At 73.9% G+C, this 17,717-nt stretch carries 11 protein-coding genes; 4 read left to right on the plus strand and 7 right to left on the minus strand.

The window, feature by feature from the left end; all coding sequences use genetic code 11:
* The first annotated feature begins 84 nt into the window (after nucleotides 1-84).
* A complete protein-coding gene (locus tag ACO0M4_RS23135; RefSeq protein ID WP_430372841.1) occupies nucleotides 85-2,139 on the plus strand; it encodes a glycosyltransferase family 2 protein in 2,055 nt (684 codons plus the stop codon).
* Between the two features lie 375 nt (nucleotides 2,140-2,514).
* Nucleotides 2,515-3,612, plus strand: coding sequence for an alpha/beta hydrolase family protein (locus ACO0M4_RS23140; RefSeq protein ID WP_430372842.1), 1,098 nt, complete (start codon nucleotides 2,515-2,517; stop codon nucleotides 3,610-3,612).
* A gap of 68 nt (nucleotides 3,613-3,680) precedes the next feature.
* Here the strand turns inward: ACO0M4_RS23140 and ACO0M4_RS23145 are convergent, their stop codons facing one another.
* Nucleotides 3,681-4,460 (minus strand): TetR/AcrR family transcriptional regulator, encoded by a 780-nt coding sequence (locus ACO0M4_RS23145; RefSeq protein WP_430372843.1) that lies wholly within the window; start codon nucleotides 4,458-4,460, stop codon nucleotides 3,681-3,683.
* Nucleotides 4,461-4,571: 111 nt separating this feature from the next.
* Here ACO0M4_RS23145 and ACO0M4_RS23150 point away from each other — a divergent pair, with 111 nt between their 5' ends.
* On the plus strand, nucleotides 4,572-6,212 hold the full coding sequence (locus ACO0M4_RS23150; RefSeq protein WP_430372844.1) for a CocE/NonD family hydrolase: 1,641 nt from the start codon (nucleotides 4,572-4,574) through the stop codon (nucleotides 6,210-6,212).
* A 127-nt stretch (nucleotides 6,213-6,339) separates the two neighbouring features.
* On the opposite strand, the gene galE is transcribed toward ACO0M4_RS23150, so the two are convergent.
* The 3 genes from galE to ACO0M4_RS23165 all read right to left on the minus strand — a co-directional run bounded on the left by galE (nucleotide 6,340) and on the right by ACO0M4_RS23165 (nucleotide 13,080).
* Nucleotides 6,340-7,326 carry a UDP-glucose 4-epimerase GalE gene (gene galE / locus ACO0M4_RS23155; RefSeq protein ID WP_430372845.1) on the minus strand — a complete coding sequence of 329 codons (987 nt, stop codon included), beginning with the start codon at nucleotides 7,324-7,326 and terminating at the stop codon, nucleotides 6,340-6,342.
* A gap of 44 nt (nucleotides 7,327-7,370) precedes the next feature.
* Nucleotides 7,371-9,059 carry a glycosyltransferase family 2 protein gene (locus ACO0M4_RS23160; RefSeq protein ID WP_430372846.1) on the minus strand — a complete coding sequence of 563 codons (1,689 nt, stop codon included), beginning with the start codon at nucleotides 9,057-9,059 and terminating at the stop codon, nucleotides 7,371-7,373.
* 316 nt (nucleotides 9,060-9,375) lie between these two features.
* Nucleotides 9,376-13,080: a CDP-glycerol glycerophosphotransferase family protein gene (locus ACO0M4_RS23165; protein ID WP_430372847.1), complete on the minus strand. Its 3,705-nt coding sequence runs from the start codon at nucleotides 13,078-13,080 to the stop codon at nucleotides 9,376-9,378.
* 252 nt (nucleotides 13,081-13,332) lie between these two features.
* On the opposite strand from ACO0M4_RS23165, the gene ACO0M4_RS23170 reads away from it, so the two are divergent.
* Entirely contained in the window at nucleotides 13,333-14,022 is a 690-nt protein-coding gene (locus ACO0M4_RS23170; protein WP_430372848.1) for a class I SAM-dependent methyltransferase, read from the plus strand.
* Between the two features lie 45 nt (nucleotides 14,023-14,067).
* Here ACO0M4_RS23170 and ACO0M4_RS23175 read toward each other — a convergent pair whose 3' ends face one another.
* The 3 genes from ACO0M4_RS23175 to ACO0M4_RS23185 form a co-directional block, all read right to left on the minus strand.
* Nucleotides 14,068-15,027: a class I SAM-dependent methyltransferase gene (locus ACO0M4_RS23175; protein ID WP_430372849.1), complete on the minus strand. Its 960-nt coding sequence runs from the start codon at nucleotides 15,025-15,027 to the stop codon at nucleotides 14,068-14,070.
* A gap of 258 nt (nucleotides 15,028-15,285) precedes the next feature.
* Entirely contained in the window at nucleotides 15,286-16,221 is a 936-nt protein-coding gene (locus tag ACO0M4_RS23180; protein ID WP_430372850.1) for a carbohydrate ABC transporter permease, read from the minus strand.
* A complete protein-coding gene (locus tag ACO0M4_RS23185; RefSeq protein WP_430372851.1) occupies nucleotides 16,218-17,600 on the minus strand; it encodes a carbohydrate ABC transporter permease in 1,383 nt (460 codons plus the stop codon). The genes ACO0M4_RS23180 and ACO0M4_RS23185 overlap by 4 nt, the downstream gene beginning before the upstream one ends.
* Between the last annotated feature and the right edge of the window lie 117 nt (nucleotides 17,601-17,717).

Raw genomic sequence — 17,717 nt, forward strand, 5'->3', positions numbered from 1 at the left:
CTTGATGTCTTGATAGTCCGTTTTACCCCGGAGGGGGCGGGGTAGGGCGAGGACCCGCAGAAAGGAACGGAGGCCACTGTTCCCGTGTCCGACAACGCCACTGACCCCACTGACCCCGCTCGCCCCGGTAGCTCCGGCCGCTCCGACGGCCCGCACCGCCCCGACGGCCCGGCCTGCTCCGCCACCGGCCCCGTAGCCGACTCCGCAGCGGACCGCCCCGCCGCGACCGTCACCGTGATCGTGCCGGTCCACAACACCCGCCGCTACCTCGACCGCAGCCTCGGCTCGGTCTTCACCCAGACGCTCGACCCGCACCGCATCGAGATCATCGCGGTCGACGACGGCTCCACCGACGGCAGCGCCGCCTGGCTGGACGAAGCCGCCGCCAGCCACCCCCGGCTCACCGTCGTCCACCAGCCCGCCTCCGGCGGCGCCGGCAAACCCCGCAACGTGGGCCTGGACCACGCCACCGGCGACTACGTCTTCTTCCTCGACTCCGACGACCGCCTCGGCCCCGAGGCGCTGGCCCGCCTCGTCCGCATGGCCGAGGAACACGACTCCGACATCGTCTACGGCCGGATCGTCGGCGCGGAGGGCCGCGGCGCCCCCGTCGACCTGCGCACCACCAACCCCCGCGTCTCGGTCTTCGACTCACCCGTCTACTGGAGCCTGGCCGCCTACAAGCTCTTCCGCCGCTCCTTCATCGAGCGCCACCGGCTGCGCTTCGTCGAGGGCCGCCTGCTCGCCGAGGACCTCCCCTTCGGCATCGCCGCCCTGGTCCGCGCCCAGACCATCTCGGTCCTCGCCGACTACGACTGCTACTACCTCTACGGTCGCGACGACGACAGCAACGCCTCCCGCCAGGACGTGGACTGGCCCGCCTACCTTGCCTACATCGACACCGTCCTGACCGACCTCGCCGCCGAGGTCCCGCCCGGCCCCGACCGCGACAAACTCATGATCCGCCACTTCCACGGCGAGATACTCATGCCGTTCGCGGCCCCCTACCTCGCCCGGGACGAGGCCGGCCGCCGCGCGATGCGCGAGGCCGCCCGCCCGCTGGTCGACCGCTACCTCACCGAGGGGGTGCTCGCCGCCCTCCCGCCCGGCCTCCGGCTCCGCGCCCACTGCCTGCGCGCCGGCCTCGACGCCGAACTGACCGCCGTCGTCCAGGCCGACTCCGCCCCCGGATCCGCCCCGACGCCCGGCCCGCCCCGCATCGAGGACGGCCGCGCCTACGCCGCCTACCCCCACTTCCGCGACCCGGACCACCCCCTGCCGGACGCCCTCTACGACCTCACCCCCCGGATCGCGGTACGCCAGCGCCTGATCGACGTCCAATGGGTCGGCGGCGTCCTCCACCTCCGCGGCATCGCCACCCTCCGCGCGGTAGGCGCCGACCGCGTCGAGCTGATCCTCCACCGCAGCGGCGCCCACCTCCGCGTCCCTGCCACCTACGGCCCCGACGACACCTGGCACGCCGCCCTCGACCCGGCCACCGCGGCCCACGGCGAACCCCTGGCGGACGGCATCTGGGGCCTGAAGATCGCGGTCACCGCATACGGGGCGGGCGCCGGTCCGTCCGGGCCCCGGGACGCGGGGGCGGCGACCGGTCCGTCCCCCGACGCGGCCGGCACCACCACCGTCTCCGCCGCCCTCCGCCGGGAAGCCTGGCTCGTCCCCGAAGGTGGCGAGTCGGCCACCGACACCGCCCCCCGCGTCATCAGCCACGGCCCCACCGGCCCCACCGTCGCCGCCCTCTTCCTCTCCTCACCGCACCGCCATCTCCATCTCGACCTGGACCACGACGGGGCCCGCCGCCTGCTCGGTGCCGACCTCCGGGGCGCCGCCGCCCGCACCCGCACCGGCCGCGCCACGGTCGACGCCCGCCTCACCCTCCCCGGCTGCCCCGTCGACGCCCGCCTCCAGTTCGTGCTGCGCGACGCCACCCGCTGCGTGGCCCTGCGCACCACCGTCGAACGCGCCGCCGGCGACCGCTACCGCGCCCGCTCCCGCCTCCGCGGCGGCCCCCCGGGCACCTGGCGGGTCGCCCTCCGTCTCACCGCGGGCGGCCTCCGCCGCGAGATCCCGGTCCAATCCGCCGACGGCAAGGGGCCGTTGACGCTCCGGGTGCCGTAGGCGAGCCACTGACGCCCCCGGGCGGGGCCGCTCGCCCCGCCCGATGAACTCCCCGCCGCCCACGCCCGGTTCGGTCGCCGCGTACAACTGCGGCAGCGCCCCGCGCTCCGGCCCCTGAGCGAGCAACGGGTTCCCGATCCACCCGAACACCACCCGCCGCGTCGTCCAGCTGTCCGGCGACCGTCGACGCGATGAACTTCAGCTCCTTGTCGCGTTCTTGTCGCGTTCTTGGTGTCCGCCCCGTAGTCTCGCGGCAGCTACTTGTTCTATAAAAGCTAGAACAAGTAGATGGTCGACAGGGGGGATCGGCGGACCACCGTCCGCCCACCTCTCCTCCTTGCCACCTCTCACCGCCTCAACTCACAGGGAGACTCGATGCGTTCGCGCACCCCTTGGCGCAGCAGGATGTGTGCCGTGGCCATGGCGGCGGCCGTCGTCGCCACCGGACCGGTGTTAGGCGCGGCCGGGGCGTCCGCGGCTCCCCGGGCCGCCGCCCTCGTCCCCGCCGCGGACCGCGAGGTCCACTTCACCGCGGACGGCACCACGGCGTACGGCACGGTGCATATCCCCGCCCACCGAGCGGGCCGCAGACTGGCCGCGGCCCTCCTGATCCCCGGCAGCGGCCCGACCGACCGCAACGGTGACGAACCGCCCGGGTTCACCCCGCACACCCTGCCCCTCCTCGCCGACGCCCTCGGCGAGGACGGCGTGATGAGCCTGCGGTTCGACAAGTACGGCACCGGGCGGACGGGCCTGGGCGGCCGGCACAGCGCCCCCGACATGGCCGCCTACACCCGCCAGGCCGTGGCCGCGTACGACACCCTGCGTGCCCAGCCGGAAGCCGATCCGCACGCACTGCTCGTGGTCGGGCACAGCGAGGGCGGCCTCCAGGCGCTGCTCGTCGACCGTGCGGTGGCGGCGAAGCCCGCCGGGCTCGCGCTCCTGGCCCCGCAGAGCATGCGGCTGCTGGACATGATCGACTTCCAGCTGGCGGCTGGCCTGGACCGGGCGGTCGCGGCCGGCCAACTCGACGTTGCACAGGCGGAGTTCAACAAGCGCGGCCTGACCCGGGCCATCGCGGACTTCCGGGCCGGGCGCCCGGTGGACACCGCAAGGCTGCTGCCCTCTCTCGCCGCCGTCCTCAACGGCATGTTCGGGCCGGTCAACGCGGACTTCGTGCGCAGCGACGATGCCCTCTCCCCGCCGTCCGTGGCCCGGAGCATCGCCCCCGGCACGCGCACGCTCGTCACCTGCGGTACGCAGGACGCCAAGGTGCCGTGCCGGACCGTGCCGGCCCTGGTGTCCGCCCTCGCCGGTGCCGGTGCCACCGGCCCCGGCCTGCGGGTCCTGCCCGGTCTCGACCATCTGCTGCACCCTGCCGGGACCCCGGACAACGACCCGGTGATCGCCCCGGCGGCGCGGCGGGCCCTGCACGCGTTCGTCCGCCCCTGGCGGCAGGCCCCGGCGAACTGAAGGCCCCTCCCGCAGGTCTTGCGCGTCCCGCCGCCCCGCTGGATACCGTCCAGCGGGGCGGCGGCGTCTCACGCGTGCGGTGGCGTACCCGGCTCCGTCTCCGTCGCCGTCCCCGGGTGCGTGTCCAGCCCGTCCACCAGGCGGTCCAGGAAGCGCGCGAAGGTGGCCTCGGGGGTGAGGGGGCGGCCGGGGGAGGCGAGGGCCTGGGCGAGTTCCGGGTGGTGGCCGTCGGCGGCGACGGTGGCGAGGTAACGGGCCTCGGCGGCGGCCCGTTCGGGGGCGTCGGTGGCCGCGACTCGGGTGAGTTCGTGGCTGACGTGGGAGGACACGAAGCCGGTGAGGAGGCTGAAGACCTCCAGCTTCGCGGCGCCGTCCAGGGGGAGGGGGCGGAGCGCGGTGAGGGCGTGCTCCAGCTGGACCAGGGTGTTCGGCCCGAGGGTGGTGCGGTGGGTGGTCAGGGCGGTCGACAGCCACGGGTGGCGGAGCATCAGGGCGCGCTGGTCGCGGGCGAGGGCCTTGAGGTCGGTGCGCCAGTCGCCGCTGAGTGGGGCGGGGGGCAGGAGTTCGCCGCTGACGTGGTCGACCATCAGTTCCAGCAGGGTCTCCTTGTCCGGGGCGTAGCTGTACAGGGACATCACGCCGGCGCCGACCCGGGCGGCGACCGCGCGCATGGTGACCGCGTCGAGCCCTTCGGCGTCGGCGAGGGCGACGGCCGCGGCGGTGATCGCCTCGCGGGTGAAGGCGGGTCGGCGGCCGCGGCGGGGGCGGTCGGGGGTCAGCCAGAGCTGTTGGGGATCGACGACGCCAGGGGTGCCGGTTCGGTCGCCGGGGGATGCGGGCGCGGGCACGGTGGCGGGTCTCCTCTCCCGGATGGGCGGTGGGCGGTCCATCGGGGACATCCAAGCATCCGTTATTCTCGTACGCAGTACGAGAATGGGTTTTCGGTGGGAGGGGTGGCGATGACGGAGAGGTGGACCGCGCCGGCCGGGCGCCCGGCGCGCAGGGCCCGGTGGATGCGGGCGACATGGCGGAAGGTGCCGGCGGGGCCGTACGAGGTCGGATGCGAGGCGGGGCTGACGGTGCCGGGCGGGAACGGCGACCCGCTGGTGACGGACCACTACTTTCCGCGCGGGCAGGGGGAGTTCCCGACGCTGCTGGTGCGCTCGCCCTACGGCAGGGGAGTGCCGTGGGCACCGCTCTACGGGATCCTCTTCGCCGAGCAGGGCTTCCACGTGGTGGTGCAGAGCTGCCGGGGAACGGGCGGATCGGGCGGCGACTTCCATCTGTGGCGGAACGAGGTCGCGGACGGCCGGGCCACGGTGGCGTGGCTGCGGCAGCAGTCGTGGTTCAACGGGGCACTGGCCACGATTGGACCCAGCTACCTCGGCTACGCGCAGTGGGCACTCGCGCTGGAGCCCCCGCCGGAGCTGCGGGCGATGGTGGTGCAGATCGGGCTGCACGACCCGTACGCGTACTTCCACGCGGGGGGCGCGGTCCACCTGGAGAACGCGCTGGTGTCGGGCATCGGGATGGCGCACCAGCACCGCGGCGTCGGCCCGTTGCTGCGGGCGGCGCTGCGGCTGCGGCGCTGGCTGCGCACCGCACACCGCGAGCAGCCGCCGTACGCGACCGGACCGGCGGCCGAACTGCCGTGGCTGGCCGAGGCGTTGGCCCATACGGACCGGGACGATCCGTACTGGCACGGGGCGTCGACGGCGCAGGCCGCGGCACGCCTGACGGTGCCCACCTGCCTGATCGGCGGCTGGCAGGACGTCTTCCTCGACCAGAACCTCGCACAGTACCGGCGGCTGCGGCGGGCGGGCTGCGCGACCGCGCTGCTCGTCGGCCCCTGGACGCACGCCTCGGCGCTCCAGGAGGGCTGGCCCGTGGTGTTCGCGGAGAGCCTGGGGTGGTTGCGGGCTCAGCTGGGCGGTGACCGGGCGGGGCTGCGGCCCACGCCGGTGCGGGTGCACGTCGGTGCCGGCGGCGGGGGCGAGTGGCGGGACCTCCCCGACTGGCCGCCGCCCCCGGGCACCGCGGCGGGCCCCTGGTACCTGTCCGCGGGCGGCGCTCTCGCGCCGCAGGCCCCCGCCGGCACGGCGCCGGTGGGGGAGTTCCGCTACGACCCGGCCGACCCGACCCCGTCCGTCGGCGGGCCGCTGCTCTCCCAAGGCGGCGGGCGCCGCGACAACCGAGCACTGGAGGCCCGGGCGGACGTGCTGACGTTCACCGGACCGGAGTTGGACGAACCACTGGAGGTACTGGGGCCGGTCGGGGCACGCCTGCGCCTGACAGGGGAGCGGGAGCGGGGGGCCGCCGGCGCCGCCTTCGACGTCTTCGCGCGGCTGTGCGACGTGGACCCGCGGGGCCGCTCGGTGCATGTGTGCGACGGGCTGGTGCGGATGCCCGGCGGGGCCGCGGAACCCCTGGAGGCGGTGGTGCCGATGACCGCCACGGCGCACCGGTTCGAGGCCGGACACCGGCTGCGGTTGCAGGTCAGCGGGGGCGCGTTCCCGCGATACGCACCCCCGGCCGGCGCGGCCGGGGCCGGCCCGGTACGCCTCGTCCTGCACCCCGGGTCGATGCTGGACCTGCCCTGAACGCACAACCCCGACCGCGGGCCCGGACCTGACCTGGACGCGCAATGCCGACCGCGGGCCCGGAAACGCCCGGGCCGCCCACCCCCGGGAACGGGAGCGGGCGGCCCGGACGGCGGACGCGGGGCCGTCAGCCCTGACGGGCCTCGGGGTGGTGGTGCTGCCAGCCCGCCCACGCCGACGTGATCATGTCGCGGACGTCGTGGCGGGCCTCCCAGCCCAGTTCCTTGCTGATCCGGTCGGCGGCGGCCACCACCCGCGCCGGGTCGCCGGCGCGGCGCGGCGTCACCTCGGGGACGACCCCCTGATGGCCGGTGATCTCGGCGATCAGGTCGACCATCTCGCGGACCGAAACGCCCTCGCCCCGACCGATGTTGAGGGTCAGATCCCGGACCGGGCCCGGCTCGGCGAGCTTGCGGGCCGCCGCGACGTGCGCGTCGGCGAGGTCCGCGACGTGGATGTAGTCGCGGATGCAGGTGCCGTCGGGGGTGTCGTAGTCGTCACCGAAGATGCGCGGCGCGGCGCCCTGGGTGAGCCGCTCGAAGACCATCGGAACGATGTTGAACACCCCGGTGTCGGCCAGCTCGGGGGTGGCGGCACCGGCCACGTTGAAGTAGCGCAGGCAGGCGGTGCTGATGCCGTGGGCCTTGCCGGCGGCGCGCGCCATCCACTCGCCGACGAGCTTGGTCTCGCCGTACGGGTTGATCGGGTCGCAGGGGGTGTCCTCGGTGACCAGGTCCACATCCGGCATCCCGTAGACGGCGGCGGACGAGGAGAAGACGAAACGCGGCACCCCACCGGCGGCCATCGCTTCGAGGAGGGTCTGCAGACCGTGGACGTTCTCGCGGTAGTAGTGCAGCGGCATCTCCACGGACTCGCCGACCTGCTTCTTCGCGGCCAGGTGGACGACGTCGGTGATGCCGTGCTCGGCAAGGGTGGCGTCGAGCAGCGCGCGGTCCAGCGTCGAGCCGACGATCAGCGGCACGTCCTCGGGGACCCGGGCGCGCACGCCCGTCGTCAGATCGTCGAGGACGACGACCGACTCGCCGGCCTGCCGCAGGGCCCTTACGACATGGGAGCCGATGTAACCGGCACCACCCGTGATCAGGTAAGACATAGCGCCAATCCTAGGCAGGGAACAGAGGGACAACAGGATGCGGGTCAGCGGTGCAGCCGCCGGGCGGCGATCCGCCAGACACTGCGCGGCCCGGACGCCACCCGCAGTGCCAGCGCACCGCCGGTGGTCGCGTACGGCTGCGCCAACAGCACCAGCCGGCGCCGACTGGGCAGCACCCGGCGCCGCAGACCGGCACCCACCGCCCGCAACCCCACCCCGATCGCGGTGCCGTCCGTGCAGGTCAGCCTTGCCGTCAGGTCCCACGGCTCGGGGTCGGCGGGGCGCGACCCGGGCAGCTCGGTGAGCGGCGCGAGGTCCAGTGCCACCGTGGCCGTCCAGGCGGTGCCGTCGGCGGAGGGGGTGAGCGCGGCGGTGTACACCGGGCCGGGGCGGTCGTCGCGGCGGCGGTGCAGCGCGATGTCGACACTGACCGGGCCGGCCGCGGCCAACCGGCCGTAGAGGTCGTGGACGCGGAGCCGCAGCAGCCCGCCGGTGGCGCCCAGCACCGGATCGGCGTCGACGGTCACCGGCAGGCGCGGGGACGCGTCGGTGCCCGGCACGTCCTCGTCCGCGGCGTCCACCGCGTCCCCGGCGGCCAGGCCGTCCAACCGCACCGCGGGCAGCTCCGCCGACCAGACCGGGGCCCCGTCGTCACCCGTCGCGTACGGCGGCAGCAGCCGACCGGGCCGGGCCGCCAACTGCGTCAGCCGGTCCAGGTCACGGGGGACGGCGGAGGCCAGGATGACGCGGGCCAGCCAGCGGGCCGGGGCGTGCGCGGCGGACAGCTCGGCCTCTTCGAAGGCCGCCAGGTGGTCACGGGTCAGCTGCCACCACTCGGCCCGGTACTCGACGCTCCGGGTGTGCAGCTCACGGACGTACATCCGCAGGTCGTGGTCGAGGAACTTGGTCGCCGCGGCCTGCGTCAGCGTCTTCCGACCGGCGTCGCCGAGGATCCGCAGGACGGTGCGGTGCGCCTCCAGGCGCTGCCGCCAGTTGGCGACGTCCTTGCGATCCAGGGAGATCGACTGCTTCGCGGCGGCCCGCCGGACGTGCCACACGTAGACCGTGTCGGGGACCGTGGCGATCTTCGGGGCGGCGGCCAGCACCCGCGCGGTGAAGACGAAGTCCTCGTAGTGGTAACGGCCTTCGGGGAACGTGATGCCGTGGTCGGTGAGGAACTCCCGGGAGTAGAGCTTGTTGACGCAGAGCGTGTCGCGGACCAGCTGCGGCGCGGCCTCGGGGCGCTCGTACACGGCCGGCTCGCGGTACAGGGCCGGCTGCCAGGGCACATCGCGGCGGGCCGGCAGCTCCCGGCGGACGCAGGCGCCCGCGGCGACCGGCGCCTCATGCCGGAGCGCCGCGGACAGCAGGGCCGGCACCGCGCCCGGCGGCAGCACGTCGTCACTGTCGAGGAACATCACGTACCGGCCGGTGGCGGCCCGCAGCCCGTCGTTGCGCGGGGACCCGCAGCCGCCGCTGTTCTCGCCGCGGTGCAGGACCCGCAGCCGCGGCTCGTCGCGGGCCAGGGCGTCCAGCGCGGCACCGGTGCCGTCCGTGGAGGCGTCGTCCACCGCGACCACCTCGGCGACCGCGTCTCCCTGGTCTCCCTGCGCGAGCGCCGAACGCACCGCGTCGACGACGTGCACGGCATCGTTGAAGGCGATGACGACGACGCTGACCTGCGCGGTTGGCGTGAGGGTGGGCCCAGGCTGTGACTCAAGGGCGTCATTCACAAGCACTAAATCTACATTTCGTGTCGACAGCAGCTCTTGGCGCGGGCGGGTTCGGACCCCTGTCCTCCAGGGTCAGAGGGCGAAAACCGCCGAGCGGTTGCAGCGGCCGCCTACTTTTTCCGCCTCATTGCCGTCTCGTGACCAACCGGACCCCGGGGCGAGGCCGTACGCCAACCCGCGCGGACACCCCGCAAGGGCGCCGGCACATGCTGTAACGACGCGGGCGCCGGGAGATGCCGATCCGGCCACCACACACCGGACCGGCCCGCGCCCCCACCCCCGCGGCCCCGACACTCACTCCCCGTCCCCGGCCCGCTCACTCCATGACCAGGTCCGCGACCCGCCCCGCCGCCCCACCGTCGTCCAGATGACAGAACACCCGCCGAAACTCCGCATACGCCTCCGCGCTCGCCCGCGCCACCGCCGGCAGATCCCCCAACGCCTCCACCACCTCGCCCGTCGACGACAACAACGGACCCGGCACCCGCGCCTCGAAGTCCACACTGAAACCCCGCAGCGTGTCGCGGTAGTGCGCCAAATCGGGGGTGAGGAACAGCATCGGACGACCGGTGCCCGCGAAGTCCACGGCCAACGACGAGTAGTCGGTGACCAGCACGTCGGCGACCAACAGCAACTCGGTCGCGTCCGGATGCGACGACACGTCGACCGCGAACGGCGCATGGTGCGCCGGCAGCCGGTCGGGCACCTGCGGATGGCTGCGCACCAGCACCACGTGGTCCCCGCCCAGCGCCGCCCGCGCCACCTCCAGGTCCAGCGGCAGGTGCAGCCGGTGGTGCGAGGCGTCGTATGCCACATCGTCGCGCGGCGTCGGCGCGTACAGCACCACCCGCTGGTCCGGCCGCACACCCAGGTGGGCGCGGACCGCCGCGGCCACCTCGTCCCGGTCCGGGGCGTGCAGCGCATCGGTCCGCGGCAGCCCGGTCTCCAGCAGCTTCCCGGCGTAACCGAGCGCCGACCGCAGCACCGGGGTGCTCGCCGCGTTCGGCGACAGCAGCACGCTCCACTGCCGGCCCAGCCGCGGCCGCGCCGCAAGGTGCGCCAACCCCCCGCACAGCGTCCCCGCCAGGTCCGCCCCGATCCGCTTCAGCGGCGTCCCGTGCCACGTCTGGATCACCCGCTGCCCGGCCCGCCGCACGAACCAGCGCGGCAGATGGGTGTTGGTGACGATCCAGTGGCTGTGCGCCAGCGCCCCGTGCCAGGCCGCACTGCCCACCACCACCGGCCGGGCCGACGACGGCACCGCGGTCTGCGCGTCCCGCACCGCCCACAGGTGTTCCACGTCCATCCCCCGCCGCACCAACTCCTCGTGCACCGCCCGCGGCGAATCCCCGTACGCCCGACCGCCGAAGCTGCTGTACAGGACGGTGTCCCGCAGCGGCCGCGAACGGTGCAGCGGATAGTGCTGCTCACGCAGCACCCGACGCCGGTACGGACCCCGGTCGACCGGCGGCACCGCCGGCCCGGCCGCCACGAACACCTCGTCGTACCGCACCCGGTCCACCGTGAACGGCTTACCGCGCACCGTCCGCGACACCGGCAGCCCGTCGAAGACCGCCGGCGCGCACCGCACCGGCGGATCCAGCGGCGACCCCACCGCCCCCTGCGCCCGCAGGTGCAGCGTCCAACGGCCCTCCCGCAGCGGCACCTCCCCGGCCAGCGAAGGCAACGCGGCCAGCGGCAGCGCACCGTGGAACCGCCCACTGTCGTGGACGGCCGGGAAGACCACCTCGGTGGCGTGCGCGTCGTGCTTGAGGACCAGCTCCGGGGCGGGCGGCGCGGCGTCCGGCAACGCCCCCGCCAGCAGCAGCGTCCCGTCCGTCCGCCACACCACCCGGTCCAGGTACGCCTGCGGGACCCGGTCCTGGAGCACCAGCTCCCCGGCCGGCGACGTCGTCGCCACCACCTCCCGGCCGTGCGGCAGCGGATGGGCCACCGGCGCCATCCCCGGCGGGCAGACGACCGGGGCGGTGCCGCCGCCGGGCAGCACCAGCTCCGGCCGCCAGCTCTCGGTGTGCGGCGGCGGGACCGCGGCCGGCTCACCGTCCCGCGCGGGCCGGGCCGCGGCCAGCACGTCCAACCGCACCCGGACGACACACCGCGCGCCACCGGCCACGACGACCCCGACCCCGCGCCCGCTCTCGTGCCCGGTCTCCTGCGCGTGCCGGGTCTCCGTCTCGTGCCCGGTCTCCTTCTCATGCCCATCCGGGCCCACCGTGACCGCGCCGACCTCGCTGTCCTCGCCGACCGGGGCCTCCGCGCCCTCCACCGGGAACGACACCACCGTCCCCGTCCCCCGGTGCGTCAACCGCAACGCCACCGGCGCCGGCCCGGGCGCCGTCACCGCCAACTCCAGCGCCCCACCCACCACCCGCGGCGGCCCCGCCAACCGCCGCACCCCACGGGACACCACGATCCGCAGCCGCCCGTCCACGTACCGCGGCGTCACCCGCACCCCGTCCGCGCCCTCGTACGCGCCCGGCACCGCCCCCGACCCGCTGTCCGGCGCCGCCAACGCCCCGGACCGCACCACCCCCGCCGACGCCAACAGCACCTCCACCCGCCACTCGTCCTCCCCGCCGTCGCCCGACCACCGCCCCTCGACGTCGCCGCTGCGCGGCGGCACCCGCCAGCCCCGCCCGACCCGGCGCAGCCGCGCCGGATCCAGCCGCAGCTCGAACCCCGACCAGTCGTAACAGTGCAGCTCCTGCCCGGACGCCGCGGTCGCCTCCGGCATCGCCACCGTCCGCAGCGGCAACACGATCCGCCGCCGCCCGCACGACAGCACCACCGTCCGCAGCACACCGTGCCGCGACCTGGCCGGCAGGTTCCGCACATAGGCCCACCCCCGCAGCAGCAGCACCCCGCCCCGCCACACCGCCTCCCGGACCTCCGCCCGCACCGGGAAGTCCGCCCGCTCCAGCCGCACCACCCCCGCCGGCAACGTCACCGGCGGCACCGCCCGCCGCCGCAACGGCGGCCCGACCACCGCGAAACCCCCCGGATTGCGCGCCTCATGCGCCAGCAGCGTCCCCAAATCCCCCAACCGCCCGGCCCGCACCAGATACCAGCGCATCCGCAGCTCCACCGGCAACGCCCGCAACAGCCGCGGATCGGTCCGCGCCAAGAAGTCCCGCGCACAGTCCAGGAACGCCGTCCGCACCTCCGGCGCCGCCCCCGGCACCGCCGCCACCAGGTCCACCAACCCTCCGGTCAACTGCGCCCGGTCGTAGTCCGCCCGCAGCCGCCCACCCACCGGGCGCACCGGATCGGCCAGCAACGCCCGCATCCGCGCCACCGCCGCGAACCGGTCCCGCACCCCCTGCGCACTCGGCCACCGGTGCCGCCCCGCACCCTCCGGCAGCCGCCAGTAACAGACGTGCTCGTGCAGCACGTCCACCGCCTCCGCCAGGACGTGCGCGGGCAACGCCACCGCCGCCCCGTCACACCACTCCCCCTCGGGAAAGACGAAGTGGTGCCGGTCCCAGAAGGAGCGACGGAAGACCTTGTTCCGCACGAAGTGGTCGCCGAGCAGCGCCGGATCCTCCCCGACGTGGGTGCGCAGCACCGTCTCCCGGGCCGCCGGATGGTCCGCCGACTGGCTCCGCCCCGCCGCCCCCAACCGGTAGACGTTCCCGGTCGCCAGGTCCGCCCCCGACTTGTCCAACAGCCCGACCAGATCCTCGTACGCCCGCGGCAGCAACACGTCGTCCGGCGCCAGGAACGCCACGTACTCGGTATGCGGAAAGACATGCCGGGCACCGGCGTTCCACCCCCCGCCCCGGCCCCCGCCACCCTCGTGCACCACCCGGAACCGCGGATCCCGCTCCACCCACCGCCGCCACCGACCCGGCGGCGCCCCCTCCGCCGGCCCGTCATCCACCAGCACCACATCCAGTTCCTCCAGCGTCTGGGCCGCCACCGACTCCAGACACTCCTCCACATGGCGCGCGGACCCCGCACCACGTGGGACCGGGACGACGACGGTGAGCCGAGGCTTCATGGGCGGACGAGCCTTTCCGGACTGGCGAACCACGGGACCAACCCCGGGTCACACACGGGACGATGCGGCCAACTCGTCCCTCAACTCGTCCATCGGCGACCCGGTCACCGGCGCTGCGCTGAAAGGGTGAGGCGAAGGTGCGGCGGATCGGCCCGGACCGCGCGATGGCGTAGACCGTGGGACAGCGTGCCCGGCGCCCCACGCGCCGGACACCGGCAACCATCCGCCGCCCAGGAAGGTGACCGCCCCGCGATGCCCGGCCGAACCGACAGCTCCGCCGCCACCGACCGCCCCGACACCGCGGCCCCCGCCCCCGACACCCCCGCCGCCCGCCCCCCGCACCCCGCCGGCACCGCCCCGGCCGCCTCCACCGTCCGCCTCCCCGCCCGCCACGAACGCGGCGGCCTGACCCGGCTCCTGCCCGCCCGCCCCCCGTTCGCCCGGCAACTGCGCCGGATCGGCCCCGGCCGCGTCCTGGAGATCGGCTGCGGCGACGGCGACACCCGCGCCGCCTGCGCCCCCGGCAGCGTCGGCATCGACCACGACCCGCGGTCCGTCGCCCACTGCCGCACCCGCGGCCTCACCGCCTACACCGCCGACGCCTTCCTGGCCGGCCCGCACGCCCGCCCCGGCGCCTTCGACGCGCTGCTCACCGCCCACGTCCTGGAACACCTCGACGACGAACAGGTCGAGGACCTGCTGCACGCCTACGTCCGCTACGTCCGGCCCGGCGGCGGCGTCCTGCTGATCACCGCCCAGGAAGCCGGCCACCGCGCCGGCCCCGACCCCGTCCGCTTCACCGACTTCACCCTGCTGCGGGCCTTCGCCGAAGCCGCCGGACTCACCGTCCGACGCACCTACTCCCACCCGCTGCCCCGGACCGCCGGACGGGTCCTGCGCGCGAACTCCTTCGTCCTGGTCGGCCAGGTGCCCCGGGGCTGAACCGGACGGGCCCGGCACACCCCGCCGACCCGCCCGCCCGACGAATCAGCGACCCGCCGCCCCCGACCGCCCCCGCGCCCGCACCAGCGCCCGGGTCACGATCGGCGGCAGCACATCCCGCGCGACCCGCCGCAGCACACCCCGCGGCGGCCGCGACGACGGACCCGCGGCGGCCGGCCGGGCCACCCCCGCCGCCTTCACCGCCGCTTTCACCGCCGCCCGCTCCGGCGCCTGGTGGCGGGACACCGGGTGCGCCGGCTCCTTCGCACCCTTGGCACTCAACCGCACCAGCGCCGCACCGTTGACCTGCTGCACCTCGTGCCACACGTCATTGCGGCCGGCCAGCCACCCCAGCAGCGCGGTCCGGTACGGCTCCGGGTCCCCCCACGTGCCGTAGAACTTGGTGCCGCTGACACAGATCGGCCGCAGCCCGTGGTCCGTCACCGCCTGCCACGTGGCGGCGGCCACCCCCGGGCAGTGCTCGGCCCGGTAGTCGTCCATCACCACCACCCCCCGGTCGGTCAACAGCTCCCGCACCGCCAGGATGTCGCCGTGCACGTGCTCGTACAGATGCGACGCGTCGATATGCGCGAACCGCACGCTGCCCGCCGCGACGTGCTCGCTCACCGAGGAGCTCAGCCCCTGCACGATGACCGGCAACTCCTCATGGAACGAAAGGTAGTTGGCCTCGAACGCGCGCCGCGTCAAGGTCGCGTACGACTTCGCCATCTCCCGGGAGTTCGAGGCGTCCTCGGCCGGCGAGTCGAACAGGTCGCAGACCGTGAAGCGCTCCTCCGGACGCAGCCGCGCACCCAGGAAGATCGCGCTCTTCCCCAGGTACGCGCCCAGCTCCAACAGGTCACCCGCCACCGAACCGTCCTGCTGATGCCGCAGGAACCAGTCGAAGAGCAGCTGATCGGCGGTGAAGAACCACCCCTTGACCTCGGACAACCGGGTCGGGCGCGGCAGGTGGTCGGCACTCTGGTCTGCGGTCACGGCAGTCATGTGCGGTCCGTCTCCAGACGGTCGGGAATCGAGGGCGATGTACGACACGAGGGCGCGGCGCGGCAGCGGAATCCGGCCGCTCGCGCGCAGGACCCCGGTCGCACCATGCGTTTCACGGAGCGGCGCCATCGTGGGGCAGCAACATGAACGGAAGGTGAGCGACGCCCCCGCCTCCGGTCATCTCCGCCACCCGACCGCCGCGGTCACCCCCGACCACAGCGGTCACCCCCGGCAACAGCGGTCACGGCGGTCGCAGTGTCACTTCACCGCGCCCGCCATCACCCCCGACACGAACTGCCGCTGGAAGGCGAAGAACACGATCAACGGCACCACCATCGACAGGAACGCCCCCGGCGCCAACACATCGATGTTGTTGCCGAACTGCCGCACCTCCTGCTGCAACGCCACCGTGATCGGCGGATGCCCACTGTCCGCGAAGATCAACGCGATCAGCATGTCGTTCCACACCCACAAGAACTGGAAGATCCCCAACGACGCGATCGCCGGCCCGCCGAGCGGCATCACCACCCGCGTGAACAACCGCAGCTCACCCGCCCCGTCCAGGCGCGCCGCCTCCAACAACTCCCGCGGAATCTCCGCGAAGAAGTTCCGCAACAGGAACACCGCGAACGGCAACCCGAACGCCGTGTGGAACAGCACCACCCCGGCCGTCGTCTCGAACAACCCCACCGCACCGAACAGCTTCGCCACCGGAATCAGCGCCACCTGCACCGGCACCACCAGCAGCCCCACCACCACCATGAACCAGGCATCCCGCCCCGGGAACTCCAACCACGCGAAGGCATAACCCGCCAGCGACCCGATCACCACCACCAACACCGTCGCCGGCACCGTGATCGCCGCCGTCGTCACCAGCGACCCCATCACCTTCCCGTTCGACAACAACTGGCTGTAGTTGTCGAACGTCAACTCCGCGGGCCGGGTGAACACCTGCCACCACCCCGACCCGGCGATCTGCGCCGGACTACGCAACGACGACAGCAGCAAACCCACCGACGGCATCAACCAGAACAACGCCACCAACACCAGGAACACCCGCACCGCACCACCCCCGGTGCGCGCCACGAACCGCGCGACCACCGACGGCCCACCACCCGCCCGCCGCCCCCGCCTACGGACCCCACGACCGGCCGCCCCCGCGGCCCCGTCCACGGCCGACATCGACGACGTCATCGACGGCGCTCCTTCCGTATCCGGCGCAGATTCACATACATCACCGGCATCACCAGCACCAACAAGAACACCGCAATCGCACTACCCAGCCCCTCGTCCACATCCGTCCCGAACGACGACTGGAACAACTGCAACGCCAACACATTCGCCGACCGCAGACTGGAGCCCGGCGCGATGATGTACACCAGGTCGAAGATCTTCAGCACATTGATCATCAGCGTGACCAGCACCACCACCAGCACCGGCGCCAACAACGGCACCGTGATCCGACGGAACACCTGCCACTCACCGGCCCCGTCCACCCGCGCCGCCTCCAACAACTCCCGCGGCACACCCGCCAACCCCGCCGCGATCAACACCATCGCGAAACCAGCCCACATCCACACATAACTGCCGATGATCGCCGGCGTCACCAACGCCGGACCCAGCCAGTCCACCCCGTGGTACGCCGCCGCGAAATTCGCCGCCGGCAACCGCAACCGCGCCCCGACCGCCTCCGCCGCCGGCAACGCATACGTCCCGTCCGCCGCCGTCACCGCCGACGCCACCACCCGGCCGCCCCGCACCGCCTCCACCGTCAGACCGGCCAGCGCCTTCTCACCCGGATCGATGACGTTCGGCCGCCCCCCACCCCCACGGGTGAAATCCAGCCACGCCGTACCGGTCACCTGCCCCGGCCGCGACCGCGCCACCACCGCCGACCTCGCACCCCGCACGTCCCACGACTGCACCGCCACCAACGGCAGATCCACCGGCGACCCCGCCCGCACCACCGACCGCGTGGTGAACGCCCCACCCCCCGACGGTCGCAACTCTGCGTTCGGCCGCGGCTTCGCCCCCGGGAACGGCGCCGGCTCCGCAAACGTGTCATGCACCGCCACCCACACCGCATTGGCCACCCCACGCTGCGGATCCTGGTCGTAGACCAACCGGAAAATGATCCCGGCCGCCAGCATCGAAATCGCCATCGGCATGAAGACGACCAACTTGAACGCGGTACCCCAACGCACCCGCTCGGTCAACACCGCGAAGATCAACCCCAACGCGGTGGACACCGTCGGCGCCACCACCACCCACACCACGTTGTTCTTCAACGCCGTCCGGATGCCCTCGTCCGAGAACATCGCCCCGTAATTCCCCAGCCCCACAAAACCCTTACCGGACGCATCGAAAAAACTCCGGTACACCGAGAACCCGATGGGATACACCACCAACGCCCCCAACAGCACCAACGCCGGCAACAGGAACACCGCCGCGACCCACCACCGCGACCCCGCCACCGCACGCCGCCGCCGCACCCCACCCCCGGCCGGCGGCCCCACCTCCGCCGCGCCCACCGCCACCGCATCCGCCCCTGCACCCGTGCCCGCATCGCTCATCGTTGACGAACCCCCGCTCCCGATCGAGGTACTTCACGCATCGAGGTGGCGCACACACGGAGCCCGCTCACGCAACGGAGGCGCCCCACGGAGGGAGGCAGCGCACACCGCTCTCCA

This window comes from Streptomyces sp. RGM 3693, assembly GCF_050471125.1.
Classification (GTDB): domain Bacteria; phylum Actinomycetota; class Actinomycetes; order Streptomycetales; family Streptomycetaceae; genus Streptomyces.

What these genes read in the sequence shown, in the direction of transcription:
- ACO0M4_RS23185 (WP_430372851.1), bottom strand. Translation starts at nt 17,600, where the DNA reads ATGAGCGATGCGGGCACGGGTGCAGGGGCGGATGCGGTGGCGGTGGGC.
- ACO0M4_RS23140 (WP_430372842.1), top strand. Translation starts at nt 2,515, where the DNA reads ATGCGTTCGCGCACCCCTTGGCGCAGCAGGATGTGTGCCGTGGCCATG.
- ACO0M4_RS23175 (WP_430372849.1), bottom strand. Translation starts at nt 15,027, where the DNA reads ATGACTGCCGTGACCGCAGACCAGAGTGCCGACCACCTGCCGCGCCCG.
- galE (WP_430372845.1), bottom strand. Translation starts at nt 7,326, where the DNA reads ATGTCTTACCTGATCACGGGTGGTGCCGGTTACATCGGCTCCCATGTC.
- ACO0M4_RS23180 (WP_430372850.1), bottom strand. Translation starts at nt 16,221, where the DNA reads ATGACGTCGTCGATGTCGGCCGTGGACGGGGCCGCGGGGGCGGCCGGT.
- ACO0M4_RS23170 (WP_430372848.1), top strand. Translation starts at nt 13,333, where the DNA reads ATGCCCGGCCGAACCGACAGCTCCGCCGCCACCGACCGCCCCGACACC.
- ACO0M4_RS23150 (WP_430372844.1), top strand. Translation starts at nt 4,572, where the DNA reads ATGACGGAGAGGTGGACCGCGCCGGCCGGGCGCCCGGCGCGCAGGGCC.
- ACO0M4_RS23165 (WP_430372847.1), bottom strand. Translation starts at nt 13,080, where the DNA reads ATGAAGCCTCGGCTCACCGTCGTCGTCCCGGTCCCACGTGGTGCGGGG.